27 protein-coding genes and 1 tRNA gene are annotated in these 24,050 nt (G+C 64.1%); 16 read left to right on the top strand and 12 right to left on the bottom strand.

Annotated elements, in window-relative coordinates; translation table 11 throughout:
* The first annotated feature begins 85 nt into the window (after positions 1 to 85).
* Positions 86 to 934 carry a carboxylating nicotinate-nucleotide diphosphorylase gene (nadC, locus tag PHLH3_RS05610; RefSeq protein ID WP_213628512.1) on the top strand — a complete coding sequence of 283 codons (849 nt, stop codon included), beginning with the start codon at positions 86 to 88 and terminating at the stop codon, positions 932 to 934.
* 61 nt (positions 935 to 995) lie between these two features.
* Here nadC and PHLH3_RS05605 read toward each other — a convergent pair.
* The 4 genes from PHLH3_RS05605 to PHLH3_RS05590 form a co-directional block, all read right to left on the bottom strand.
* Positions 996 to 1,071: transfer RNA gene (locus tag PHLH3_RS05605), tRNA-Thr, on the bottom strand.
* Positions 1,072 to 1,118: 47 nt separating this feature from the next.
* Positions 1,119 to 2,879 (bottom strand): Wzy polymerase domain-containing protein, encoded by a 1,761-nt coding sequence (locus PHLH3_RS05600; protein ID WP_213628511.1) that lies wholly within the window; start codon positions 2,877 to 2,879, stop codon positions 1,119 to 1,121.
* Positions 2,872 to 4,485 (bottom strand): tetratricopeptide repeat protein, encoded by a 1,614-nt coding sequence (locus PHLH3_RS05595; RefSeq protein ID WP_213628510.1) that lies wholly within the window; start codon positions 4,483 to 4,485, stop codon positions 2,872 to 2,874. The genes PHLH3_RS05600 and PHLH3_RS05595 overlap by 8 nt, the downstream gene beginning before the upstream one ends.
* A 61-nt stretch (positions 4,486 to 4,546) precedes the next feature.
* A complete protein-coding gene (locus PHLH3_RS05590; RefSeq protein ID WP_213628509.1) occupies positions 4,547 to 4,972 on the bottom strand; it encodes a prepilin-type N-terminal cleavage/methylation domain-containing protein in 426 nt (141 codons plus the stop codon).
* A gap of 226 nt (positions 4,973 to 5,198) precedes the next feature.
* Here PHLH3_RS05590 and pilB point away from each other — a divergent pair, with 226 nt between their 5' ends.
* The 5 genes from pilB to yacG are packed head-to-tail and all read left to right on the top strand — an operon-like array spanning position 5,199 to position 9,804.
* Entirely contained in the window at positions 5,199 to 6,902 is a 1,704-nt protein-coding gene (gene pilB, locus PHLH3_RS05585) for a type IV-A pilus assembly ATPase PilB (RefSeq protein ID WP_213628508.1), read from the top strand.
* 3 nt (positions 6,903 to 6,905) lie between these two features.
* On the top strand, positions 6,906 to 8,123 hold the full coding sequence (locus PHLH3_RS05580; protein ID WP_213628507.1) for a type II secretion system F family protein: 1,218 nt from the start codon (positions 6,906 to 6,908) through the stop codon (positions 8,121 to 8,123).
* A 3-nt stretch (positions 8,124 to 8,126) separates the two neighbouring features.
* Positions 8,127 to 8,996 carry an A24 family peptidase gene (locus tag PHLH3_RS05575; RefSeq protein WP_213628506.1) on the top strand — a complete coding sequence of 290 codons (870 nt, stop codon included), beginning with the start codon at positions 8,127 to 8,129 and terminating at the stop codon, positions 8,994 to 8,996.
* A complete protein-coding gene (gene coaE, locus PHLH3_RS05570) occupies positions 8,996 to 9,607 on the top strand; it encodes a dephospho-CoA kinase (protein WP_213628505.1) in 612 nt (203 codons plus the stop codon). Before PHLH3_RS05575 ends, coaE begins: the two co-directional genes overlap by 1 nt.
* Positions 9,604 to 9,804: a DNA gyrase inhibitor YacG gene (gene yacG / locus PHLH3_RS05565; RefSeq protein ID WP_111263622.1), complete on the top strand. Its 201-nt coding sequence runs from the start codon at positions 9,604 to 9,606 to the stop codon at positions 9,802 to 9,804. Before coaE ends, yacG begins: the two co-directional genes overlap by 4 nt.
* Positions 9,805 to 9,807: 3 nt before the next feature.
* On the opposite strand, the gene PHLH3_RS05560 is transcribed toward yacG, so the two are convergent.
* The 4 genes from PHLH3_RS05560 to PHLH3_RS05545 all read right to left on the bottom strand — a co-directional run bounded on the left by PHLH3_RS05560 (position 9,808) and on the right by PHLH3_RS05545 (position 11,703).
* The gene (locus PHLH3_RS05560; RefSeq protein ID WP_213628504.1) at positions 9,808 to 10,023 is read right to left on the bottom strand and encodes a hypothetical protein; all 216 of its coding nucleotides are present in this window, start codon (positions 10,021 to 10,023) and stop codon (positions 9,808 to 9,810) included.
* A gap of 107 nt (positions 10,024 to 10,130) precedes the next feature.
* Entirely contained in the window at positions 10,131 to 10,817 is a 687-nt protein-coding gene (locus tag PHLH3_RS05555; protein ID WP_213628503.1) for an energy-coupling factor ABC transporter permease, read from the bottom strand.
* The gene (locus PHLH3_RS05550) at positions 10,814 to 11,281 is read right to left on the bottom strand and encodes an FAD/FMN-containing dehydrogenase (protein ID WP_111263619.1); all 468 of its coding nucleotides are present in this window, start codon (positions 11,279 to 11,281) and stop codon (positions 10,814 to 10,816) included. The genes PHLH3_RS05555 and PHLH3_RS05550 overlap by 4 nt, the downstream gene beginning before the upstream one ends.
* A complete protein-coding gene (locus PHLH3_RS05545; RefSeq protein WP_213628502.1) occupies positions 11,278 to 11,703 on the bottom strand; it encodes a GNAT family N-acetyltransferase in 426 nt (141 codons plus the stop codon). The genes PHLH3_RS05550 and PHLH3_RS05545 overlap by 4 nt, the downstream gene beginning before the upstream one ends.
* Before the next feature lie 111 nt (positions 11,704 to 11,814).
* On the opposite strand from PHLH3_RS05545, the gene PHLH3_RS05540 reads away from it, so the two are divergent.
* The 10 genes from PHLH3_RS05540 to PHLH3_RS05495 all read left to right on the top strand — a co-directional run bounded on the left by PHLH3_RS05540 (position 11,815) and on the right by PHLH3_RS05495 (position 19,204).
* Positions 11,815 to 12,441: a DUF1780 domain-containing protein gene (locus tag PHLH3_RS05540; RefSeq protein ID WP_173173316.1), complete on the top strand. Its 627-nt coding sequence runs from the start codon at positions 11,815 to 11,817 to the stop codon at positions 12,439 to 12,441.
* An 86-nt stretch (positions 12,442 to 12,527) separates the two neighbouring features.
* Positions 12,528 to 12,701: a DUF3094 domain-containing protein gene (locus PHLH3_RS05535; protein WP_173173318.1), complete on the top strand. Its 174-nt coding sequence runs from the start codon at positions 12,528 to 12,530 to the stop codon at positions 12,699 to 12,701.
* Positions 12,702 to 12,764: 63 nt separating this feature from the next.
* Complete coding sequence (locus PHLH3_RS05530) at positions 12,765 to 14,066, top strand: NAD(P)/FAD-dependent oxidoreductase (protein WP_213628501.1); 1,302 nt, start codon at positions 12,765 to 12,767, stop codon at positions 14,064 to 14,066.
* A gap of 309 nt (positions 14,067 to 14,375) precedes the next feature.
* Entirely contained in the window at positions 14,376 to 15,386 is a 1,011-nt protein-coding gene (locus PHLH3_RS05525; protein ID WP_213628500.1) for a LysR family transcriptional regulator, read from the top strand.
* Complete coding sequence (locus PHLH3_RS05520) at positions 15,383 to 16,126, top strand: 2OG-Fe(II) oxygenase (protein WP_213628499.1); 744 nt, start codon at positions 15,383 to 15,385, stop codon at positions 16,124 to 16,126. The genes PHLH3_RS05525 and PHLH3_RS05520 overlap by 4 nt, the downstream gene beginning before the upstream one ends.
* Positions 16,127 to 16,179: 53 nt before the next feature.
* Positions 16,180 to 16,416, top strand: a complete 237-nt coding sequence (locus tag PHLH3_RS05515; RefSeq protein ID WP_213628498.1) for a hypothetical protein — start codon at positions 16,180 to 16,182, stop codon at positions 16,414 to 16,416.
* Positions 16,417 to 16,426: 10 nt separating this feature from the next.
* Positions 16,427 to 16,972, top strand: a complete 546-nt coding sequence (locus tag PHLH3_RS05510; RefSeq protein ID WP_173173328.1) for a methylated-DNA--[protein]-cysteine S-methyltransferase — start codon at positions 16,427 to 16,429, stop codon at positions 16,970 to 16,972.
* 175 nt (positions 16,973 to 17,147) lie between these two features.
* Positions 17,148 to 18,275, top strand: coding sequence for a bifunctional DNA-binding transcriptional regulator/O6-methylguanine-DNA methyltransferase Ada (gene ada / locus PHLH3_RS05505; RefSeq protein WP_213628497.1), 1,128 nt, complete (start codon positions 17,148 to 17,150; stop codon positions 18,273 to 18,275).
* Positions 18,272 to 18,910, top strand: coding sequence for a 2OG-Fe(II) oxygenase (locus PHLH3_RS05500; RefSeq protein ID WP_213628496.1), 639 nt, complete (start codon positions 18,272 to 18,274; stop codon positions 18,908 to 18,910). The genes ada and PHLH3_RS05500 overlap by 4 nt, the downstream gene beginning before the upstream one ends.
* 3 nt (positions 18,911 to 18,913) lie before the next feature.
* The gene (locus PHLH3_RS05495; RefSeq protein WP_213628495.1) at positions 18,914 to 19,204 is read left to right on the top strand and encodes an Ada metal-binding domain-containing protein; all 291 of its coding nucleotides are present in this window, start codon (positions 18,914 to 18,916) and stop codon (positions 19,202 to 19,204) included.
* Positions 19,205 to 19,447: 243 nt separating this feature from the next.
* On the opposite strand, the gene PHLH3_RS05490 is transcribed toward PHLH3_RS05495, so the two are convergent.
* From PHLH3_RS05490 to PHLH3_RS05475, 4 genes are read right to left on the bottom strand one after another with little or no spacing between them, the layout of a single operon-like run.
* Positions 19,448 to 20,698 carry an acyltransferase gene (locus PHLH3_RS05490; protein ID WP_213628494.1) on the bottom strand — a complete coding sequence of 417 codons (1,251 nt, stop codon included), beginning with the start codon at positions 20,696 to 20,698 and terminating at the stop codon, positions 19,448 to 19,450.
* A gap of 25 nt (positions 20,699 to 20,723) precedes the next feature.
* Positions 20,724 to 21,470: an SDR family oxidoreductase gene (locus PHLH3_RS05485; protein WP_213628493.1), complete on the bottom strand. Its 747-nt coding sequence runs from the start codon at positions 21,468 to 21,470 to the stop codon at positions 20,724 to 20,726.
* A 29-nt stretch (positions 21,471 to 21,499) separates the two neighbouring features.
* Positions 21,500 to 22,270, bottom strand: a complete 771-nt coding sequence (locus PHLH3_RS05480; RefSeq protein ID WP_173173338.1) for an aldolase — start codon at positions 22,268 to 22,270, stop codon at positions 21,500 to 21,502.
* Positions 22,271 to 22,327: 57 nt separating this feature from the next.
* The gene (locus tag PHLH3_RS05475; RefSeq protein WP_213628492.1) at positions 22,328 to 24,046 is read right to left on the bottom strand and encodes a GMC family oxidoreductase; all 1,719 of its coding nucleotides are present in this window, start codon (positions 24,044 to 24,046) and stop codon (positions 22,328 to 22,330) included.
* Positions 24,047 to 24,050: the final 4 nt, after the last annotated feature.

The raw sequence follows: 24,050 nt of genomic DNA, 5'->3' as shown, positions 1-24,050 counted from the left end.
GCAGAAAGCCCACGACAGTTGCCACCAACGCTGTACCAGCGGTCGCCTGCCTCTATAATCGCGCCATTCTGCAGCGGAGCATCCCATGCCCAACCTCAAACTCGCCGACCTGAACGCGGAAATCGAAGCCAACGTGCGCCGCGCCCTGACCGAGGACGTCGGCAGCGGCGACATCACCGCCCAACTGATCCCCGAGGAGCGCCTGGCCCACGCCACCATCATCACCCGCGAAGCGGCGGTCATTGCTGGGACCGCGTGGGTCGATGCGGTGTTCCGTCAGATCGACCCACGGGTGGCGGTGCACTGGCAGGTGGCCGATGGCGACAAGGTGCAGCCGAACCAGCCGCTGTTCCACCTCGAAGGCCCCGCCCGCGCCCTGCTCAGCGGCGAGCGCAGCGCGCTGAACTTCCTCCAGTGCCTCTCCGGCGTCGCCACCCGCGTCGCCCACTACGTGGAACTGGTGCAAGGCACCCAGGTGAAGCTGCTGGACACTCGCAAGACCCTCCCCGGCCTGCGCCTGGCGCAGAAGTACGCCGTCACCTGCGGCGGCGGCCATAACCACCGCATCGGCCTGTACGACGCCTTCCTCATCAAGGAAAACCACATCGCCGCCTGCGGCGGCATCGCCGAAGCCATCACCGCCGCCCACCGCATCGCCCCCGGCAAGCCGGTGGAGATCGAAGTGGAAAGCCTCGACGAACTGAACCAGGCCCTGGCCGCCGGCGCCGACATCGTCATGCTCGACGAACTCAGCCTCGACGACATGCGCACTGCCGTCACCCTCACCGCCGGCCGCGCCAAGCTCGAAGCCTCCGGCGGCATCAACGACACCACCCTGCGCACCATTGCCGAGACCGGCGTCGACTACATCTCCATCGGCACCCTGACCAAGGACGTCAGGGCGGTGGACCTGTCGATGCGCCTTAGCATCTGACCCTTTCCTTTATATAGCGCCCAACAAAAAGCCCCGCCGAAGCGGGGCTTTTTGTCTGAGCTGGTGCCGGAGACAGGAATCGAACCTGCGACCTTCGCGTTACGAGTGCGCTGCTCTACCTACTGAGCTACACCGGCGGCGGGGCGGAATTTAGCATTGGGCACAACTGCCTGCAATCGTATCGCTATTGGTGCAGCTTATCCTCGGGACATGCTTCGAGCTGGTAGCTCTTGCTGAGATCAAAAGGCTCAAGCTTGAGCTGCTCGATTCTTTCACGAAGCGTCTTTGCCTTCTCCTCCCCCAAGCGCCCCAGATTGGAAATAAGTACGCCGTCGTCCGTCCTTGGGAACGCTCGGTAGCGGCTACGCAAGACTTCGAAGGCGAACGTCTCATCATTCATCAGGAATGCATCGAGAGCGATGAGATCCAACTTGTCGGCCGCCGGCATTACGCGAGTGACTTCCATCAGTTTGCATAGGCGAAGCATGCCGCCACCTGGGCGAAGGTAAGGAATCATGGTTACGTTCGCGGCGTACTCGAGAGCAGGGTTGGAAGTTTGAGCAATGATGTTTTCCAAGCGCTCCAGGTTAAGTTGCTGGTTCTCCGTTGGGCCTGCTGCCTCCACAAGTCGAAAATACCCATGAATCGACAGGAGTATGTAGCCAACTCCCGCTAACGCCAATGCACTAACGAACACTCTCATCGCCCGGCTGGGCTGCAATGTAAACAGGGCTCCGTTAATACCGAGCCCCGCCACCGCGATAAATAGGTAGAAACCCCACGCGTACCACAACGGATACTCCAGCATGCTGTGTATAAGTGTCATGCCCGACATCAGCACGACAAAGAACCACTGCAGGCTCCGCTCCGCTCGCCAGAGTTCCCACAACAGGCAACCCAGAGCCAAGAGCGGAACGACAGCGGCCAACCCCAACTCCACCAACAGGTTCAGCACTAGGTTGTGGGCATGGGTCCAATTATTATCAGCTGACGAAATATCTCCTGTCCGCAGTTGCTGCAAGAAACTATTAGCGGAGTACTCTGACCAACCCACGCCACCTGGGAAGTGAGCCTTGATCATTTCCCATGCCTTAGCCCACTCGGAAAAACGAACACTTGAGCCAGCCGCAATTCGGTCAATGGACGTTTCAGTGCCAGGCATAACAAAACTAACCAGCGGCTGGATGATTAGCAAAACGGCACAACTCACCAGCAAACCCTTTGCCTGCCGAGCCAACTCGTTCTTCGTTGCAAGCAATATCGCCACACCACAAGCAACAAACACCCATACAATTGACAACAAGGCTGTGCGAGAGCCGGCAAGCGCCAGTATATATCCGACAGGCACTGCCAGAACGACTAACCCCCAAGTCCACTTCGGAAAGAATCTAGCCAAAAGAAAACCAACCGCCAGAAAACCGGCCAGCAAGTACTGACTCATCAAATTTCGCTGAGCGATATTAGCGACAACATTAACTACTTGAGGATTATTATCATCAAACACAAACCCATGCAGCATGCTTTCGAGATTGAAGGCTTGAGCAAAAGATGCCAACAGAGTGACCCCACCCCCTAAACACAACCCATACAAAAGCGCATCAAATGCCCTAGTACGCCCCACGGCATCAAGGGACCTTAGAACCATCAAGAACACGCCACCTAAGAACACCACTAAAAGAGCAATCAAACCATCGCACCTACCAATGATCAGCAGCGCCAGAGAGAAAGCAATGAGGCAAATGTCTGGCAACCCTACTTTAATATGCTGGACATGTAAAAAGCCCAACATCACCACACCCAAGACACAAATAACAGCAGAGCACTGCGTTAGGAAGTCACCATCGGGATAATAGTGCCAGGGCAATATGTAGGGAACGCAGGCAAGAAGAAAGGAAGCCAGAACGACGCCCGATAACTTCCCCGCACTCGGAACAGCCTCAATCATTGCCTGCTTCGCCTGTATTTAGTTCCTGGCATATATTCTTAGCCCCCATATTGCAAGCGCGCTCAAGATCAACTTGCGCCTCTGCCGCTCGCCCCATCCCTTGCAGTGCACGCGCCCTCCCTATATATGGCTTTATAAAATTAGGCATTGACTGAACAGCCACGTCGAAATCCGTATAGGCACGCTGCCATTCTTTTCTTTCAAGCAAGATAATCCCACGATTCAAGCGAGCCAAAACATACCCGGGCTTTCTGGCAAGAGCCTGATCATAATTTTTCATCGCCTCTTCCTTTAGGCCCCGCTCTCCCAATGCCGAGCCCAGGTTGTAATAAATGCGATAGGCCCCCAAAGCTGAAGGGCGAGCCTCACTTCGCTCCATAAGCTCTTTGGCTTCGTTCCAGGCCAACACCGGACTAGACATGACGGTCAACCGATCATAAGCCAGCCCGAGATAAACGATGCTTACGATTGCGATTAGAATGACAGAAGGGCGCACCTGCATTCGAGTGAGGCCAGCCGCCAAGACTAAAAACAGGCTTGGCACCCACAAGTAACTCCTGTAGATGACAAACATTTCCTGGAGCCTAACGGTAGAAAACTCCGTGAAGAAAAGAAGAGCGGGCATTAAAAGCCCCAACCCCACTAATCCCTTCAGGCGCCCCCTCCAGAGAAGGGTCAGCCCAGTCAAGCAATAAGCTACGAACAAAGCCCCTCCCAGCCACAGTCTCGGATCAGTGACCGTGGCAGGAAAATTTTCCCTCATATCAATCGCAACCCATAAGGGATTGGGTAGGATCCACAATCCTAAATACTTGAAAAACAGTAACGCCTGGTTCAGTACGCTTACCGGATAGAGCAGCGAAGCACTAACCTCAAGCTCTCCGGCCATGACCTCGCCAGCCCCTATTTCATAAGACGAAGCCAAGAGCCATTTGAAACTCAACACCACCCAGAGCGAGACCAGAAACTGCAAAGCCAGTGCAGCGAATAGCTCCACTTTGCCGATCTTGATCTGCATACCGCTGCGGACATAAAGCACGAGCAGAGCAAGAGATACCACCGGCAGCATCACTACATGCTCTTTGGAATAAATCGAAAGCACGAAGCAAAGCAGAGCCCCCCAAAGCCCCCAACGGCGACCATTCAACCCCTGCCAAAATAGAAACAGACTGAGCATTGCGAAGAGCGCCGCACAAATGACGGTTCGCTGAACAAGGTATGACTGGGTGTAGATAGCTAGCGGATGTACCGTGAGTAGAACCGAGGATAGAAATACTGCGAGAGAGGCGCGCTCACGGGGGATGCTCAGGGCATCGACAATCAGCTGGCGAGCGAAGGAAAAAAATGCAATCACGACCGCAAAATGCAGCAAGATATTACCCAGCCTCAACCACAGAAGCTGTCCGTCGCGCTGCAAATACCACACAAAGCTTTTGTAAATCCACCAACGAGGCGCCAGCGGGTCACGACCGACGGCGGGCAACCCCACCCCATCCGTAAGGAAGAGAATACTGTCATCAAACAGATAGGGATTTTTTAAGAAAGGAAAAACGATAAGCAATACAATAGAGAAAACAAAGAAAAAACCCAAATACTTGCTACGCACATTACTCCCCCCAAAAAAATGCCCCGTTTCCGGGGCATTTTCTCATCAGATCAAACAGCTATTACTGTTTCACCAGACCGTCGACTACACAACGACCACTGTAAGACCAAGCAAGAATGCTGTTAGTACCCTCGGTGGGAGTCAGCACGCAGGTCTGAGCTTGAACAATACCTTTATAATCATTCGGAGTAGCCGTAAGCACACCGTTAGCGCCTACCGAAATCGCACGCAGAGCACCAGAAGCACGACCGCTCAGAGCCACCGGTATGCCGTAAGAACCAGCGGTACCGCAAGAGCTGAGGGCCCCTTCAGTCTGATAGCATTCGGTAACACCAACTTTGTAAGGCTCCAGACCCGATACGACCTCAGAGTACGCAGCGCGCTTGACATAGTTCTGATAGGCCGGCAGAGCAATAGCAGCCAGAATGCCGATGATCGCAACAACGATCATCAGTTCGATCAGGGTGAAACCTTTTTGAGCCTTCATAGAGAATCTCCAGTATTGATTGAAGGTCGAGTGACCTGCATGAGCTAAAGCAGCTTACGTGCCAACTCTCTATTCCAGCGAGATTGGCTCCTAAGCAGCTAGTGCAATGGACGACAGATAACATTGCAGAGCCAGTAATGACAAAAAATGTCACCACATGGAACAGCATTTGGCAGCTACCCTGAGTTCAGTTATAAGGCCCCTTATTTACCCGGCAGAAGCAGACATGACGGATACTCCCACTCTTACCGGCCTCGCACGTCAATTGGTTGCGGCCAACCTGATGGATGAGCGCGCTGCCCAGCAAGCATTCGTACAGGCGCAGCGAAACAAGATTTCTCTGGTGACCTACCTCGCGCAGAACAAGCTGCTGAAAAGCCGGGACCTTGCCGAGCTGGCAGCCGAGCAGTTCGGCATCGCCTTTCTCGACCTCAATAGCGTCGACAAGGAGGGGCAGCCCAAGGAACTGGTCACCGAGAAGCTGATTCGCCAGCACAGGGCACTTCCGCTCTGGCGTCGAGGCAACAAGCTATTCATTGCGGTATCGGACCCGACCAACCACCAGGCCACTACCGATATCCAGTTCAGCACGGGGCTCACCACCGAGGCGATTCTGGTCGAAGATGACAAGCTTGGCGATGCCATCGACAAGTTCTTCGACAGCGCTACCACCACCTTCGATGATCTGGGTGATGTGGATCTTGAAGGGCTGGACGTCGAGGCCGTAGATGACAGCAAGCAGGATGCTGCTACAGGTCAGGACGCCGATGACGCACCCGTTGTGCGTTTCGTCAACAAGATGCTGCTGGATGCCATCAAGGGTGGCTCGTCCGACCTGCATTTCGAGCCCTACGAGAAGTCCTACCGGGTACGCTTGCGCACAGACGGCATGTTGCATGAAGTAGCCCGCCCTCCGATTCAACTGGCCAGCCGCATCTCAGCTCGCCTGAAGGTCATGGCGGCACTCGACATATCCGAGCGCCGCAAACCCCAGGACGGGCGTATCAAGATGAAGATCTCGAAGTCGAAATCCATTGATTTCCGTGTCAACACGCTGCCAACCCTCTGGGGCGAGAAGATCGTGATGCGTATTCTCGACCCATCCAGCGCACAGATGGGTATTGATGCGCTGGGCTACGAGGACTTCCAGAAAGATCTCTACATGACAGCCCTGAAGCAGCCACAGGGCATGATCCTGGTAACGGGACCTACAGGTTCGGGAAAGACCGTATCCCTCTACACCGGTCTCAATATCCTCAACACAGTGGATATCAATATCTCCACGGCTGAAGACCCGGTAGAGATCAACCTGGAGGGCATCAACCAGGTCAACGTTAATCCCCGTCAAGGTATGGACTTCGCGCAAGCACTGCGCGCCTTTCTTCGGCAGGACCCCGATGTGATCATGGTTGGCGAGATCCGCGACCTTGAAACAGCCGAGATTGCCATCAAGGCTGCACAAACCGGCCATATGGTGATGTCCACACTTCACACCAACAGCGCTGCCGAAACCCTGACCCGCCTGCGAAACATGGGCGTACCCGCATTCAACATTGCGACCTCAGTCAATCTGATCATCGCGCAACGACTGGCACGCAAGTTGTGCAGCGCCTGCAAGAAGGAAGTCGATGTACCTCGAGACACCCTGATCAAGGAAGGCTTCCCAGAAAACCAGGTTGGCTCCTTCAAGATTTTCGGGCCTGTAGGCTGTGAAAGCTGCAAGGGCGGCTACAAAGGCAGGGTAGGTATTTATGAAGTAGTTAAAATCACGCCTGCCCTGCAGCGGATTATCATGGAAGAAGGCAACTCCATCGATATTGCTGCGCAGATGCGCAAAGATGGGTTCAACGATCTGCGCACCTCGGGCCTGCTTAAGGCCATGCAAGGCGTGACGAGTCTCGAGGAAGTCAACCGCGTGACCAAGGACTAATCCATGGCGGAAAAAGCGTTAAAAACAAGTCTTTTCAAATGGGAAGGCACCGATCGAAAAGGCACCAAGGTCACCGGCGAAATTTCTGGCACCAACCCTGCCTTGGTCAAGGCCCAGCTTCGCAAGCAGGGCATCAACCCCACCAAAGTCCGTAAAAAGCCAGTATCGCTCTTCAGTGGCGGCAAGAAGATCAAGCCTCTCGACATCGCGCTTTTCACGCGCCAGATGGCGACGATGATGAAAGCGGGTGTGCCCCTGCTACAGAGCTTCGACATCATCGGCGAGGGCTTTGATAACCCGAACATGCGCAAGCTAGTCGATGATGTCAAACAGGACGTCGCGGCTGGTAACAGCTTTGCCACTTCTCTAAGAAAGCGCCCCGAGTACTTTGATGACCTGTACTGCAACCTGGTGGACTCGGGTGAGCAAGCAGGCGCACTCGAGACATTGCTAGACCGTGTAGCAACCTACAAGGAAAAAACCGAGGCCCTGAAAGCCAAGATAAAGAAGGCGATGAACTATCCCATTGCCGTTGTACTTATCGCAGTCATCGTTTCCGCCATCCTGCTGATCAAGGTGGTGCCGCAGTTCCAGTCGATCTTTGAAAACTTCGGCGCACAGCTACCCGCATTCACCTTGATGGTCATCTGGATGTCCGAAGTACTGCAGGAATGGTGGTTTATCGTTGTAATAGTGCTTTTCTGTGCAATCTATGGACTCAAGCAAGCCCACCAGAGGTCAGAAGCATTCCGTGACTGGATAGACAAAGCCGTCTTGAAGATTCCGGTAGTAGGCGACATCCTCTATAAATCCGCCGTAGCCCGTTATGCACGAACCCTCGCAACCACCTTCGCTGCGGGTGTACCGCTTGTCGACGCCCTGGACTCCGTTTCAGGAGCAACCGGTAACGTAGTATTCAAACGCGCAGTGAATAAGATCAAACAAGACGTTTCCACCGGTATGCAACTGAACTTTTCGATGCGTACTACTGGCGTATTCCCGACCATGGCCATCCAGATGACAGCCATCGGTGAGGAATCCGGTGCACTGGACACCATGCTCGACAAGGTTGCCTCCTTCTACGAAGAAGAGGTCGACAACGCCGTTGATGGCCTGACAGCCCTGATGGAACCGATGATCATGGCGGTTCTAGGGGTACTGATCGGCGGCCTGATCATCGCCATGTACCTGCCCATCTTCCAGCTCGGTTCCGTGGTCTGATACATGTCCCTCGTTGAATTTATGGCCGGCAACTTGCCGGCCTTTGTTTTCTGCATCTTCCTCCTCGGCCTTCTCGTCGGCAGTTTCCTCAACGTCGTGATCTACCGCCTGCCGGTGATGATGTTCCGTGACTGGAAGGCGCAGGCACGGGAGGCGTTGGAGCTTCCGGCGGAGCCCCAGGGCGAGACCTTCAACCTGATCCTGCCGAACTCGCGCTGCCCGCATTGCCAGCATGAGATCCAGGCCTGGGAGAACATCCCGGTGGTCAGCTGGCTGGCCCTGGGTGGCAAGTGCTCCTCGTGCAAGGCGCCGATCAAGAAACGCTACCCGCTAGTAGAGCTGGCGTGCGGCCTGTTGTCGGCCTATGTCGCCTGGCATTTCGGCTTCACCTGGCAGGCCGGGGCTTTCCTGGTGCTGACCTGGGGCCTGCTGGCGATGAGCATGATCGACGTCGACCACCAGCTGCTGCCGGACTCCCTGGTGCTGCCGCTGCTATGGCTCGGGCTGATCCTCAACAACCAGGGCATGTTCGCCACGCCCAGCGATGCGCTCTGGGGCGCGGTGGGCGGCTATCTCAGCCTGTGGTCGGTGTACTGGGTGTTCAAGCTGGTGACCGGCAAGGAAGGCATGGGCTACGGCGACTTCAAGCTGCTGGCGATGATCGGCGCCTGGGGTGGCTGGCAGGTGCTGCCGCTGACCATCCTGCTGTCGTCCTTGGTGGGCGCCATATTGGGGATCATCATCCTCAAGCTGCGCGACGCGGACAGCAGCACACCCATCCCCTTCGGCCCCTACCTGGCCATTGCCGGCTGGATTGCATTGCTCTGGGGTGTTCAAATAACCGGGACCTATCTCCACTTCGCCGGTTTCTGATGAACAAACCCTGGATCCTTGGCCTTACGGGCGGCATCGGCAGCGGCAAGAGTGCCGTCGCCTCCCATTTCGGCAACCTCGGCGTGCACCTGGTGGACGCCGACCATGCGGCGCGTTGGGTGGTCGAGCCTGGCCGACCCGCCCTAGCGCAGATCGCCGAGCACTTCGGTAGCGACGTTCTCCAGGCCGATGGCCAGCTCGACCGCGCAGCGCTGCGCCAGCGCATCTTCGAACACCCGGAAGAACGCCGCTGGCTGGAAAACCTGTTGCACCCACTGATAGGCGAGGAGATCGTCCGCGACCTCGCCAGCGCCCAGTCACCCTACGCCATCCTCGTCTCGCCGCTGCTGATCGAGTCCGGCCAGCACCGCATGACCCAGCGCGTGCTGGTGGTCGACGCACCGGAAGCGGTGCAGATCCAACGCACCATGGCCCGGGACCAAGTGTCCGAAGAACAGGTCGGCGCCATCCTCAAGGCCCAGGCCAGCCGCGAAAAACGCCTGGAAGCGGCGGATGACGTCCTGGTCAACGACCGTGACCTGAAATGGCTGCAGCGTGAAGTCGAACGCCTGCACGCCTTCTACCTGACCCTGCGCGGAGGCCAAGCATGAGCCAACCCATGACCGTCGAATGCCCCACCTGTGGCGCCCCCGTCGAGTGGGGCCCGCAGAGCCCCAGCCGCCCCTTCTGCTCCGAACGCTGCAAGCTGATCGACCTGGGCGCCTGGGCCGCCGAGGAACATGCGATCCCCGGCGACATCCAGGAAGACGATCTCTTCTCCAGCGACCTGCCCGAGCGCGGTCACTGAGCCTCACGGGCGCATGAAGGCGTAGTCGCGGTCGTCATCGAGGTTGTCGGCCAGGAAACACAGCTCCTGGGCCAGATCCTCGATCGGCCGCACCGCCTTGCTGCGCTCCACCACCTCGCTGAGCAGTGCTCGCAGCGCCAACGCCTCGTCCATCCCCGCCGCGCCGGCCACCGCCAGCTCCCGATCCAGCATCTCGCGCGCCCATTTGTGCATGGCCATCTCCCGCTCATCGTCTGTGAAGGCGCCATGATCGGTGTGCGGGAGGCTGTGGATAATTGATCGGGATCAAGCCGCCAGGCGTCATGCCCCTGGTGAATTCCCGGCCATCACTTCGGCTCGTCGTCCTTCCAGGGCGCCTGCAGGTAGCGCGAGCGGTTGAAGGTCTCCAGCCAGTCCGGATAGAACACCACCAGCGCCGTCACCGCCGTGCCGTTGATGAAGGCCTCGGGGAACATCACCAGCCAGAGGTAGCCGACGAAGTCCTCCAGCCAGGGAGGCATCGGGAAGATGCCGTCCAGCCAGAGGATGCCCAGCCCGAGCAGCGTGCACAGCAGCGCCGCCAGCGCGGCAGGGAAGAAGCCGCAGCAGAAGATGTAGACGAACAGGTTGCGCGGCTGGAAGCGCTCCACCCAGATGGCGCAGCACTCGGTCACCAGCACCGGCAGCAGCACCAGCAGCGCACCGTTGATGCCGAGCGCGGCGAAGTCCTGGCGCCCCAGCGCCAGCAAGGCGAGCTGCGCCACAACGCCGCCCAGCACCGCCAGCGGCCAGTCCAGCAGCAGCGTAACCGCCGTCATGCCGATGAAGTGGTAGGACACGCCCGAATCGAAATCCCGCCGCACCATCCACAGCAGGAACAACGCCAGCACCGTGCCGAACAGCAGGTGCTGCCGCCGCGTATCGCTGAACAGCTCGACCCACGGAGCCCGCCAGACCGCCCAGGCGATGGCCGGCAGGTAGATCGCCCAGCCCAGGCCGAGGCTGGTGGTGGAGAGCAGCTGGGACGCGATCACTCTGCGGAGGACTCGAGAACGGCACGCAGCGCCGCGGCATCGGTGAAGGTCAGGGTTTCACGCACTACGCCACCTTCCAGGCGCAACAGCAGCACGCTGCCCGCCTCGGCCGGATAACGGGGCGCCACGCGGGACTCACGGTCCAGCATCACCCGGTAGTTGTAGTCACGCATCGCCGGCACCGCGAAGAGCTTGGCGATCACCGCCGGCATGCGGCTCACATCGGCGAGGAACACCGCCTTGCGTGCCTCCAGGTAGCCCTTGGGCTGCCCCTCCAACGCCGCCTTGACCAGCTTCGCGCCGTCCATGTCGCGGGCCACCAGCAACAGCCGCAGCCCGTCGTCGAGGGTGTAAGGCTGGTCGTACTGGTCCAGCAGCGTCCAGGGCGCGAGCCGTGAACCCTCTTCCTGCGCCTGGGCAAGCCCCATCCACGCCATCAGCACCACCACGAAAACCGCTTTCATTCACTCGCTCCCCTTGTGGAAAAAACCTGGATATCCCCACGCTCGCCCCAGCCTTCCTGCGCCTGCCAGAAGGCCAGCGCCTGCGGCGCATCGCGCAAGACGAAGACATGGGACTTGCCGATGCCCTGCTCGGCCAGCCGCGCCAGCACCTCCTCGAGCATCCGCCGCGCCAGCCCGCGCCCGCGAAAGGCCTCCTCGACCACCAGGTGCTGCAGGTAGCCGCGGCGGCCATCGTGCCCCGCCATCAGGCAGGCGACCACCTCGTCGCCGGCCTCCACCAGCAGGCTGAGCCCCGGGTTTCGCGCGAGATAGCCACAGAACGGCGCGTACTCGTCCTCCGGACGCAGGCGGATACCCGGCGTCCGGCTCCAGAGGGCCAGCAGTCGGGAATGGTCGGCGGGGATGACGGTGCGCGGTTGCATGGCAGGCTCCAGAACAGGCTCCCGAGTCTATACCAAGGCCCGCCGCACGGCCCGTGCCCGTATGCCGCGTCGGGCTACCACAGCGAGGCGCGGCGAGGCTAAGCTCCGCTCATGGACGAATCCGACTACCTGCGCCTGCTGACCCGCCAGGCGGAACAGGCCAACGACTTCCTCTCCAACGCCCGCAAGTGGGAACGCGAGCGCTGGGTCTGCCAGCGCCTGCTGCAGGCCCTCAACGTGCCCCATCGGCTGGAGGACTTCGGCACCGGCAGCGAGCCGCCGGACGTGCTGTTCCGCGACGCCGCCTTCGAGGTGTTCTTCGTCCTCGACGAGGGCCGTCGGCTGAACGATGAATGGCGTGCCGAGCTGGAGCGCCGGCGCAGCGCCTTCTCCCTCGCCCAACTGGTGCGCCGCGAAGCCCGGCCCAAGCGCATCGCCACCGCCGAGCTGCAGGGCCGACTCGCCCCGACGCTGCGCAAGAAGGCCCACAACTACACCGAGCGCGGCCTCGACCCGGGCGAACTCGACCTGGTCGCCTTCGTCAACCTCAAGCGCTCGGTGCCCGATTTCAACAGCCCCTTCCCGCCGCCCACGGAATTCCTCCGCCAGGGCTGGCGCTCGCTCTCCATCGTCGGCTCCACTTATGCCCGCGTGCTCTTCGCCCATCCGGATGCCCCGGAGTTTCTGCGCGCCAACCTGGGTCGAACAGTGATATTCGATGCCGGGATCGGCCTGTGACGCAGCAGTCGAATTATTCGCGCCGTCGATTGAGCCCTGTCGAAACACGCAGCTAGAATGAGCCCATTCCCCCGTCGAGGCTTCCCATGACCAGCCGCCTGACACCCGAAGACCAGCAGAAGGTCGACCAGTACCTGAATCTCCCCCAGCACCAGGTGGAACGCGAGCCGTTCAAGCCCTGGCGCCTGCTGGCGATCCTGCTGGTGATGGTGATCGGCCTGGGCCTGCTGAGCCGCCTACTCGCGCGACTGGTGCTATGAGCCGCCTCCTGCGCTCGCCCGGCGCGACACATAAGAATTCCTATAGCCTTGTGAGATATCCCCATGTCCCATCGTATCGTGATCGTCGGCGGCGGCGCCGGCGGCCTGGAGCTCGCCACCCGTCTGGGTAGAACCCTGGGCAGAAAAGGCCAGGCCAAGGTCATCCTGGCCGACGCCAACCTGACGCACATCTGGAAACCCCTGCTGCACGAAGTGGCCGCCGGCTCCTTGAACTCCACGGAGAACGAGCTGAACTACGTCGCCCAGGGCAAGTGGAACCACTTCGAGTTCCAGCTCGGCCGCATGAGTGGGCTGGACCGCGAGCGCAAGGCCATCCAGCTGGCGGCCACCCTCGACGAGGACGGCCGCGAACTGGTACCCGCCCGTGAAGTGGCCTACGACACCCTGGTGATCGCCGTCGGCAGCACCACCAACGACTTCGGCACCGAAGGCGCGTCGCGTCACTGCATCTTCCTCGACACCCGCGAGCAGGCCGAGCGCTTCCACCGCCAATTGCTCAGCCACTACCTGCGCGCCCACGCCCGTGAAGGCAACAGCGACCAGATCAGCGTCGCCATCGTCGGCGCCGGCGCCACGGGCGTCGAGCTGGCCGCCGAGCTGCACCACGCCGCCCGCGAGCTGGCCGCCTACGGCCTGGACAGCATCCAGCCGGAGAACATGCGCATCACCCTGATCGAGGCCGGCCCGCGCGTGCTGCCGGCGCTGCCCGAGCGCATCAGCGCGCCGGTGCACAAGACCCTGGAGCGACTGGGCGTCACCGTGATGACCGGCGCCGCGGTCAGCGAAGTCACCGCCGAAGGCCTGCGCACCGCCCAGGGCGAGGAGATCCCCGCCAGCCTCAAGGTCTGGGCCGCCGGCATCCGCGCGCCCGCGTTCCTCAAGGAGCTCGATGGCCTGGAGAGCAACCGCATCAACCAGCTCGTGGTCAAGCCCAGCCTGCAGACCACCCGCGACGAGAACATCTTCGCCTTCGGCGACTGCGCCGCCTGCCCCCTGGGCGACGACAGCGACCGCAACGTCCCGCCCCGTGCCCAGGCCGCCCACCAGCAGGCCTCCCTGCTGGTGAAGTCACTGAAGCTGCGCATCGCCGGCCAGCAGGAGCTGCCCGAGTACCGCTACAAGGACTACGGCTCGCTGATCTCGCTCTCCAGCTTCAGCGCCGTCGGCAACCTCATGGGCAACCTGATGGGCAGCGTCAAGCTCGAAGGCTGGCTGGCGCGCATGTTCTACATCTCGCTCTACCGCATGCACCAGATGGCGCTCTACGGCAGTTTCCGCACCCTGCTGCTGATGCTCAGCGACCGCATCGGCCGCAGCACCGACCCCCGCCTCAAGCTCCACTGATCCACTGGCCGGCATCCCCGCGATGCCGGCCTCCCCGCCGCTCGTCCCCCTCGCGCACCGCTGTGCGCCACAGCCGTCCGTCGCCCTCTCCCATCCTGCAGATTCGACCGCAAGAAACGGAGTGCGGGACGTTCTCTTCACGCCGATATTGAGCCCCGCAACGCGTCTGGCCAGGGCGTTTGCGCCATCGGATCGGCGCTACCCGGGCCACTCGCGCACCAGGACCACTACGCAGTAAGGGCTGGAGGAACGCAGCAACCCGGGCACGGCCCGGAACCAGGGTCGATGACAGACAGGAGAGAGTCACATATGGAACTACGTCATCTTCGCTATTTCCTCGCGGTGGCCGAGGAGCTGAATTTCACCCGCGCCGCCGCGCGCCTGCACATCGAGCAATCGCCCCTGTCCCGGGCCATCAAGGAACTCGAGTCGGACCTCAACACCCTGCTCTTCGAGCGCAACCCGCGGGGCGTGCAGCTGACCTGGGCGGGCACCGTCTTCCTGGAGAACACCAAGCGCATCTTCGCCGCCCTGGAGCAGGCGCGGATGGACATGCGCGGCGTCGCCATGGGCTTTCGCGGCACGCTGCGGGTCGCGGTCTCCGACGGCATCGCCCCGCAGAAGCTCGCCGACCTGCTGGCGCGCTGCCGGCAGGAAGAGCCGGAGACGGAGATTCGCCTGTTCGAAGTGAGCCACGCCCAGCAGGTCAAGGGCATGCTCGACCACAGCTACGACGTCGGCTTCGCGCGAACCGACAACGCCGTCGACGGCCTCTGCATCCGGCCGATCTGGAGCGATCCGCTGGTCGCCGCCCTGCCCGCCCGCCACCCGCTGCTGTCGCATCGCAAGATCCCGCTCAAGGAACTGGCGCGCCACCCGCTGATCCTCAGCCACCCCGAGGTGCACGAGGGCCAGCACCAGCAGATCAGCCGCATGCTCAAGGCCAACCTGAGCGAATCCGAAGAAGCCTCGCTGAACATCGTCGAGCAGTACATCTCCCGCGAGACCATGCAGGCCCTGGTCTCGGCCGGCTACGGCGTCGCCCTGATCTGCGGCACCGAGCAGAGCTACCTGCCCGGCAGCGAGATCGTCACCCGCGCCCTGTCCGTGCCCGACTCGGTGCTGACCACCTACCTGCTGCGCCCGGACAGCGAGCCATCACCGCACCTCTCGCGCTTTCTCGAGCGCATCGAGCAGGTGTGCAACCAGCAGGAAGAAGCGGAAACCTGCCTGTTCTCCGAAATCCACCCGATCGCCCCCGTCTCGCGCCTGGCGCGCGTGGGCCTGTCCTTCAGCGCCGGGGACTTCTCCACGCCATGAACCCGCCCGCCACCCTCGAACGGGCCGTGCCCGATCCAACGCTGGAGCGCATCGGACAGCTCGACTGGCCGGCCCTCGAGGCCGAGCTGGACGCCAATGGCAGCGCCCTGATACCGCACCTGCTGGACGATGCCGCCTGCGCCCGACTCGCCTCGCTCTACAGCCAGGACACAGGATTCCGCTCGCGCATCGTCATGGAGCGCCAGGGCTTCGGCCGCGGCGAGTACAAGTACTTCGCCTACCCGTTGCCCGCGCTGCTCGGGCGCCTGCGCCACCGCCTCTACCCGCCGCTGGCGGCCATCGCCAATCGCTGGAACCAGCACCTGGGCCTCGACGCACGCTACCCCGAGCGCCTCGACGCCTTCCTCGCCCGCTGCCACCGGGCCGGCCAGTGCCGCCCCACGCCCCTGCTGCTGCAGTACGGCCCGGGCTGCTACAACCGCCTGCACCAGGACCTCTATGGCGAGCACGTCTTCCCGCTGCAGCTGGCGATCCTGCTGTCGGCACCCGAGCAAGACTTCAGCGGCGGCGAGTTCGTCCTCACCGAGAACATCGCCGGCCAGCAGCGGGCGGACGTCGTGCCACTGGGCAAGGGCGATGCCGTGCTCTTCCCGGTGGACCTGCGCCCGGTGCCCGGCAAGCGCGGCGGTTTCCGACGCGCGGCGATGCGCCACGGCGTCAGCCTGATCAGGAGCGGCGAGCGCCGCACCCTGGGGCTGATCTTCCATGACGCCAGTTGAGGGCAGCGGATGAACGCACCCCTCCTCCCCGCCTCCCGGCAGGCGGGCTGAACATGCCCATTCGCCTACAGGACATCGGCCCTGCCGCCCTCCTCAAGCCCGGCACGGCAGCCACCGGCCCGAGCGAGGACGACCCGGCCGCGCGCCTGCGGGTGATCAGTGCCTTCCAGGCACTGGTGGATGCCAGGCAGGCCCGCTGGCACACGGATGATTCGGGCCGAACCGAGCTGCACCTGGACAGCGGGGAAATCTTCCTGCTCCGTCCCCACAGCGTCACTCGACTGCGATAAGGAGATTGCCATGACATTGATGATGAGCCGCCTGAGTTCGCCCCTGCGCGAACTGCTGCTGGTGACCGACGAACAGCAACGCATCCGCGCCCTGGGCTTCGGCGACTACAAGCGCCAGCTCACGCGCTCCTTGAAGGATCGCCCGAGCGCCAAGGACCTCCCCGAGATCCCGGCGCCCAAGGCGATAGCCACTGCCCTGCGCCGCTATTTCGAAGGCGATTGCGATGCGCTCGACGAACTGGTCGTGGAGCCCAACGGCACGCCCTTCCAGCTCCAGGTCTGGGCGGCGCTGCGGCAGATTCCCGCCGGCGCCACCCGCAGCTATGGCCAACTGGCCCGCGACCTGGGCCTGGAGGACCCACGTGCCGCCATCGACATCGGCGTGGCCAACGCCGCCAACCCCATCGCCATCGTCATCCCCTGCCACCGCGTGATCGCCGCCAACGGCGAGCTGCGCGGCTACGCCTGGGGCCTGGAGCGCAAGCGCTGGCTGCTGGAGCACGAGAAGGCCCTGCGCCCCGTCGTGGCCGAGCCGCGAACCGCCGCGCTGTTCTGACGCAACGCCCGGCACGGGAGGCGGAAGGCGTCCATCCTTCCTGATCCCGGTGCCCCTGCGCCCGCATCGGAACGCCCAGGCGGCGCCACGGAGAATTCGAACGCAAGAACCGGAGTTCTTGCGTTCGGGTTCGGTTTTAACCTGCAATAGTCAACGGTCTTTCTGGATAACCACCATGAGCAGGAACCTGCAAGAAACCGCTCTCTACATCACGGACGATCAACGCTGGGCAGCCGTCAGGGCCCGCGACAGCGCCGCCGACGACCAGTTCGTCTACGCGGTGAAGACCACCGGCGTCTACTGCCGCCCCAGCTCCTCGACCCGTCTGCCCAACCGCAAGAACGTCGAGTTCTTCGACACCCCGGCCGCCGCCGAAGCCGCCGGCTATCGCGCCAGCCGCAGCCTGGCGGGTGACCGCACCAGCACCGCCGCCCGCCGCGCCGCGCTGATCGCCGAGGCCTGCCGCACCATCGAGGGCGCCGACTCGCCGCTCAACCTCAACCAGTTGGCGGCGCGCTCGGGCATGAGCCCCTCGCACTTCCACCGGGTGTTCAAGACCGAGACCGGGCTGACCCCGAAGGCCTACGTCTCGGCCTACCGCGCCCGCCGCCTGCGCCGCGAGCTCAGCGATGTCGGCACCTCGGTGACCGACGCCATCTACGGCGCCGGCTTCAACTCCAACAGCCGCTTCTACGAAACCTCCGACCAGTTGCTCGGCATGCGCGCCAGCGAATACCGCGATGGCGGCGCCGGCGCCTCGATCCACTTCGCCGTGGCCCAGTGCTCGCTGGGCGCCATCCTCGTCGCGCAGAGCCAGCGCGGGGTCTGCGCCATCCTCCTGGGCGACGACCCCGACGCCCTGGTACGCGACCTGCAGGACCAGTTCCCCAAGGCCCAGCTGGTCGGCGGCGACGCGGACTTCGAGCGCCTGGTGGCCCAGGTCGTCGGCTTCATCGAAGCGCCTTCGCTCGGCCTCAACCTGCCCCTGGACGTCCGCGGCACCGCCTTCCAGGAACGGGTGTGGCAGGCCCTGCGGGACATCCCGCCAGGCACCACCGTCAGCTACACCGACATCGCCGAACGCATCGGTGCGCCCAAGGCGGTACGCGCGGTGGCCCAGGCCTGCGGTGCCAACCACATCGCCGTTGCCATCCCCTGCCACCGCGTGGTGCGACGCAACGGCGACCTCTCCGGCTACCGCTGGGGCATCGAGCGCAAGCGCGAGCTGTTGCAACGCGAAGCCAAGCCGACAGCCGCCCCCAGCGTGCCGCCCCGTGCCAAGCAGGCCGTGGCGCAGCCATGAGCCTGGACTGGCCGTCGCTGATCCGCTGCCTGGATGAAGACGGCTACGCCCTGCTGCCCGGCCTGCTGGATGCGGGCACGGTGCAGCAGTGGCGCCGGCAGGCGAAGGGCATGGGCACCCGCCTCGCCCCCCTCGAACCCGGCTGCGGCGAGTGGCTCGCCACGGCCGGGGCCCTGCCCGGCGAACTCGGCGAACTCGGCGACGGGCTCTACTCCACGCTGGCCCGACTGGCCAATCGCTGGAGCGAGGAACTGGACGAGCCCGGGCGCTACCCGACCGGGCCGGCCGGCGCCATCGATGCACGGCTCTGCCATCTCGGCACGGGCGAGTACCTGGCGTTGCGACAAGGCGACGGCACCGCTGCCCTGCCCCTGCGCCTGGCCATTCTCCTGGCCTGCCCCCGGAGCGACTTCACCGGCGGCGAATTCGTCGTCACCGAGCAGCGCCCGCGCATGCAATCGCGCGCCACCGTGCTGCCCCTGCGCCAGGGCGATGCCGTGCTGTTCAGCGACGGTCGCCGCCCGGTGCGCAACAGCCTCGGCCAACGCTACGGCGCCGGCCTCAAGCACGGCACCAGCCGTGTGCGCAGCGGCCAGCGCCTGAGCCTGGAGCTGGGCTTCCCGGCCGGGCGCTGAGCCATGCCGGCGAAGACCTGGACCCTGCTCGGCGCCGACGGCCGCCCCTGCCCCAGCGACCGACCCGGCACCCTCGGCGGCCACCGCCGCAACAAGCTCTACGGCCGCCTCGACTGCCGCAGCGCCCTGCAGGCCCTCGCCCGTGGCGGCTACCAGGCGCAGCGGGTGTTCTTCCTCGACGAGGCCACGGCGCTCGCCGCCGGCTACCGGCCCTGCGCCGTGTGCATGCCGGAGCGGTACAGGATGTGGAAGGCGGGGGAACTGGATGTTCAGGTGAAGCTTGATCGCGAATGAACTCGCTCCCACAGGAACGGCAGCGCTGCGCGCCGCTGGGTGACCGTAGTCGCCCCTACAAAGGTCCTCCGAGCCCCGCGTGGAGGTGACCGCTGTGTAGGGTGGAGGTCGCTTTTCACCTCCACCAGGCGGGGTCGAACAGGGCCACGCCGTCATGCCCGAAGCGTTGCATCGAAACCCGCCCCCGCACGGTGGATGGAGGAAGCGTCATCCACGCTACCCAACCCGACGCCGCACCGGCACCTAAGGGGCCGGCGTGGGCGCCAGGGCTTGCGGGGCGGCCTCGGCTGGCACGCGCGCGCGCCCGGCGATGCGCTTGCCGAAGGCGATCATCGGCTTCTCCACCGTGCGGTGGATCAGTTCGGTGGCGCCGAACACCAGCACCAGCATCAGCACCGTGTACTGCGGCCACAGCGCATCGGTGATGGCGATGCCCTCGCTGCGGGTGTAGCGGAACATCAGCTCCAGGGTCAGGTAGAACATCGGGATGTGCACCAGGTACAGCGTGTAGGAGCGCTTGCCGAGGTAGTCCAGCGCCCACTGCAGCGGCTGGGGGAAGACGATCAGGTTGCCCTCGCAGGCCGCCATGAACACCAGCACCAGCGACAAGGCGCAGACCACCGGGATCGCCAGCGTGTTGCCGAAACCGATGGCGGTGACGCTGCCCAGCACCAGCGCCAGCAGCACCACCACCCAAGCCCCGGCGTAGCGGTACTGGCCGGCGCGCACGCGGATCGCCTCGAACCAGCTCTGGGTGGTGGCCAGGTACAGCAGGCAGCCATAGAGCAGGCCGTCGCAGCGGGTCTGGGTGAAGAAGAACACCTTCATCGGGTCGGAGAGGCTGAAAGGCCGCAGCACCAGGCTCACCAGCAGCAGCCCGCCCACCAGTGCCATCACCCGCGCCCGGGTGCTCTTGAGCACCAGCAGGAACAGTGGGTAGAACAGGTAGAACTGCTCCTCCACCGACAGGCTCCAGTAGGGCGCCAGCGGCACGCCTTCGGCGATCTTGTTGTCCGGCAGCCAGAAGTTGAAGGTGTAGGTGAAGATGCCCAGCGCCGCCTGGGCGTTGTACACCGGCGAGGCGAAGTACTGCCCCTGGTTGAGGAACAGGCTGCAGGCCATCACCAGCGCCACCACCACCCAGGCCACCGGCAGGATGCGAAACACCCGGCGCACGTAGAAGGCCTTGATGCAGGCCGCCCGCTGCACGCCGCTGCGCAACCCGTCCAGTTGCTCCAGCAGGGTGCGCGAAATGATGTAGCCGGAGATCACGAAGAACAGATCGACCCCCGCCCAGGCGTTGCCGAACAGGTCGAGCACCGACTCGGGCTTGGGGTAATGCATGGTGAAGGTCCAGGGGTAGAACACCTGGTACAGGTGGACGTAGAAGGTCAGCAGCACGGCGATGGCACGCAGCCGGTCGAGTTCGAGGTTCCTCGACGCACCGGCGTGGGCCGCAGGCGCGCCGGCAGGCAGTTCGGTCTTCATGTTCATGGTGTCTACCCCTGGCGGCCCGTGGTTACAGCTTGGTGCCGCCGTCGACGCTGAGGATGTCCCCGGTGATCCAGCGCGAGGCGTCGGAGGCCAGGAACAGCGCCGCATCGGCGATGTCCTCCGGCTGCGCCACGCGCTGCAGCGCCTGGATGCCGAGCACGAAGTCGCGCCCCTCGTCGCTGCGCACGAAGCTGGACATCTCGGTGTCCACCACCCCCGGGGCCAGGCCGTTGACGCGGATGCCACGCCCGCCGAGCGCCTGGGCGAAGTGCAGCACCAGGGTGTCCAGCGCGCCCTTGGTGGCGGCGTAGGCGGGGATATCGCCGACCGCCGAACGCGCGCCCAGGGACGAGATCATTACCAGGCTGCTGCCCTCGCCCAGCAACGGCAGCAGTTGCTGGACCAGGAAGAACGGCGCACGCACGTTGACCGCGAACAGGCGATCGAAGTCCTCGATGCGCGTGTCCTCCAGCTTCGCCGTCTGGGCGATGCCGGCGCTGGCCACCAGCACATCCAGGCGACGCACGCGCTCGCCCACTTCGGCGGCGAGGATGCGCGGCCCTTCGGCGCTGGCGAGGTCGGCCACCAGCACGTCGGCGCGGCCACCCCGGTCGCGGATCTCGGTGACCACGCCGTGGGCCTCGTCGAGGCCACGGTTGCAGTGCACCAGCACATAGGCGCCGGCGGCGCCGAGGGCCAGGGCCGTGGCCTTGCCGATGCCACGGGAGGCGCCGGTGACCAGGGCGTTCTTGGAAAGCAGGGAGTGCTGCATGGCGATACCTCGCAGGAAAGGGTGATGGGTCAGAACGGCAGCTCGCGCAGGGCGCGGCGGGCGAAATAGTCGAAGGTGGCGCGGCTGCGCGTGGGCTGGAGGATCCAGTCGTGGGCCTCGCGGGCCAGCGCCGGGTCGATGTCGCGGATCTCCCCCGCCGCCTCGGCCAGCAGCTGCATGCGCGCCGTGCGCTCCACCTGCACGGCGAGCACGCAGGCTTCCTCGACGCTGCGCGCGGCGATCACCAGGCCATGGTGGGCGAGCAGCGCGGCACGCCGGTGCTCCAGCACCGAGGCGATCAGCTCGCCCTCCTCGTTGCCCACCGGCACGCCCGGCCAGCGCGCGAGGAAGGACACCTCGTCGTAGAGCATGCAGCTGTCCATGTGCGCCACCTTCAGCGGGCGTTCCAGCAGCGACAGCGCGCTGGCGTGCATGGGGTGGGTGTGGACGATGCAGTTGACGTCGGCTCGCGCGCGGTAGATCCAGGAATGGAAGCGATTGGCCGGGTTGGCCATGCCGTCGCCGGCCATCACCACCAGGTCCTCGTCCACCTCCAGCAGGTTGGCCGGGGTGATCTCGTCGAAGCCCAGCCCCAGGCGCTGGGTCAGGTAGCGGCCCGGGGTCTCGGTGCGCGCGGTGATCTGCCCGGCGAGGCCGGAATCATGCCCGTGGGTGAAGAGGATGCGGCAGGTCAGCGCGACCTTCTCGCGCAATGGCCGCTCCGTCGCCACCAGGTGGGTCTTCATGGCGTCGACGCTCTGGTCGATCAACTCGGCCTTCTCGGCCAGCAGGGTCTTCATGGCGGTGCCTCGGATTCGTTGGGAAAAGGCCCGCACCGGTCAGGCGCGGGCAGCGGCTCAGGCCATTGCGGGGTGATGGTGCGAGCGGCGCTCCTCCACCAGCACCCGCGCGGCGAGCTGGGCGACGCTGAGCACCGAGGCGTGGATGTTCACCGCCGGCATCTCGGGGATCACCGAGGCGTCCACCACCCGCAGCCCGTCCACGCCCCAGACCCTGAAGCGCGAATCCACCACGCTGCTGGCCGGGTCGCGGCCGGCGGAGCAGGTGCCGGTGTAGTGCAGGCCGGGGCCGGCGTTGCGGGCGATGAAGGCGAGCTTCTCGGCGTAGGTGCGCAGTGGGTCCGCCGGGTAGAGGCCGCCGTTGAACCCGGCCAGCGCCCGGCTCGCGCCCAGGGCCAGGCCGCGCTCGAGGGCGAAGACCATGTTGTCGCGGTCGATGCGCTCGCCGAGGTAGCCCGGGTCCAGCAGCATGCTCTGGCGCGGGTCCGTGCCGGCCAGGCGCGCGCAGCCACGGCTGCGCGGCTTGGCGAGGAAGGGGATCAGGGTGTAGGAGCCGCCGGCCGGCGCCTGCAGCGGGCCGAAGGGGTACTGCATGCCGGCCACCTGAACGTCCGGGGCGAGGTGCGCCGGGCCATTGCTGTAGTACGACATGGTCGACACGCCGTTGGACAGCTGCGGCGGCACGAACACCCGGGAGCGGTACTGCAGGCTCAGCAGCAGGTGGTCCTGCAGGTTGCGCCCCACCGCCGGCAGGTGCTGGCGCACCGGGATGCCCTGGGCGCGCAGCTCGTCCAGCGGGCCGATGCCGGAGAGCATCAGCAGCTTGGGCGACTCGCAGGTGCCGGCGCAGAGGATGGTCTCGCGGCTGGCACGGATCTGCACCAGGGCGTTGTCCACCAGCACGCGCACACCCTGGCAGCGGTTGCCCTGGATGATCAGGTTGGTGATCAGCGCGTCGGACAGCACGCTGAGGTTGCGCCGCGCCAGGGCCGGCACCAGGAAGGCCTGGGCCGGGCCGACGCGGTAGCCGTCGGCGGTGGCGTTGACCTCGGTGACCCCGGCGCCGTTGAGCGGGCGGCCGGCGTTCAGCTCGATGGTGCGCAGGCCGGTGTCGGCACTGGCGCCGAGGTAGGCGGCGGTGAGCGGGTGCGGGTCGGCGTAGCGGCCGACGCGGATGCGCGAGGGGCCCTGGCCGGGGCTGCCGACCGGGCGCGCCATGTCGTCGTAGGCGCGGTGCAGCGCCTCGACGCTCCAGGGGCCGCCGACGTGGCGCTGCCACTGGGCCAGGTCGCGAGGGTCGCCGCGCAGCCAGATCATCGCGTTGATGCTGCCGGAGCCACCCACCACCTTGCCGGCGGCCAGCGCCTGCTGGCGGCTGTCGAGCTGCGCCTGCGGCGTGCTCTGCCGGGCCCAGTCGGTGTCGCTGCCGATGTTCTGCAGCCACAGCGCCACTTCGCGGATCTTCGGCTGGTCGATGCGGTGGCTGCCGGCCTCGATCAGCAGCACCGAGGCGCCGGTGGCGGACAGGCGGTCGGCCAGCAGGCAACCGGAGGAGCCGGCACCGACGATCACGTAGTCGTAGTCCTGGCGGTGGGACGGGCGGCCACCCGGCTCGCCGGCCAGCGTGGCGGCGGGCAGCAGGCCCAGGCTCGCGGCACCGGCGCCAGCCCCCAGGGCCAGCAGGCGGGAGAGGAAATCGCGTCGGCCGGAGGCGCCGAAGCCGGCTGCGCCTTCAACGAGCGGATCGAGCGACGGGAAAGGGTTGCGGTTCTTCATGTTC

Source organism: Pseudomonas sp. Pc102, assembly GCF_018408275.1.
In the GTDB taxonomy this organism is placed as follows: Bacteria; Pseudomonadota; Gammaproteobacteria; order Pseudomonadales; family Pseudomonadaceae; genus Metapseudomonas; species Metapseudomonas tohonis.
Note: the sequence above shows the minus strand (reverse complement) of the source record. Positions and strands in the feature narration are given on the sequence as shown.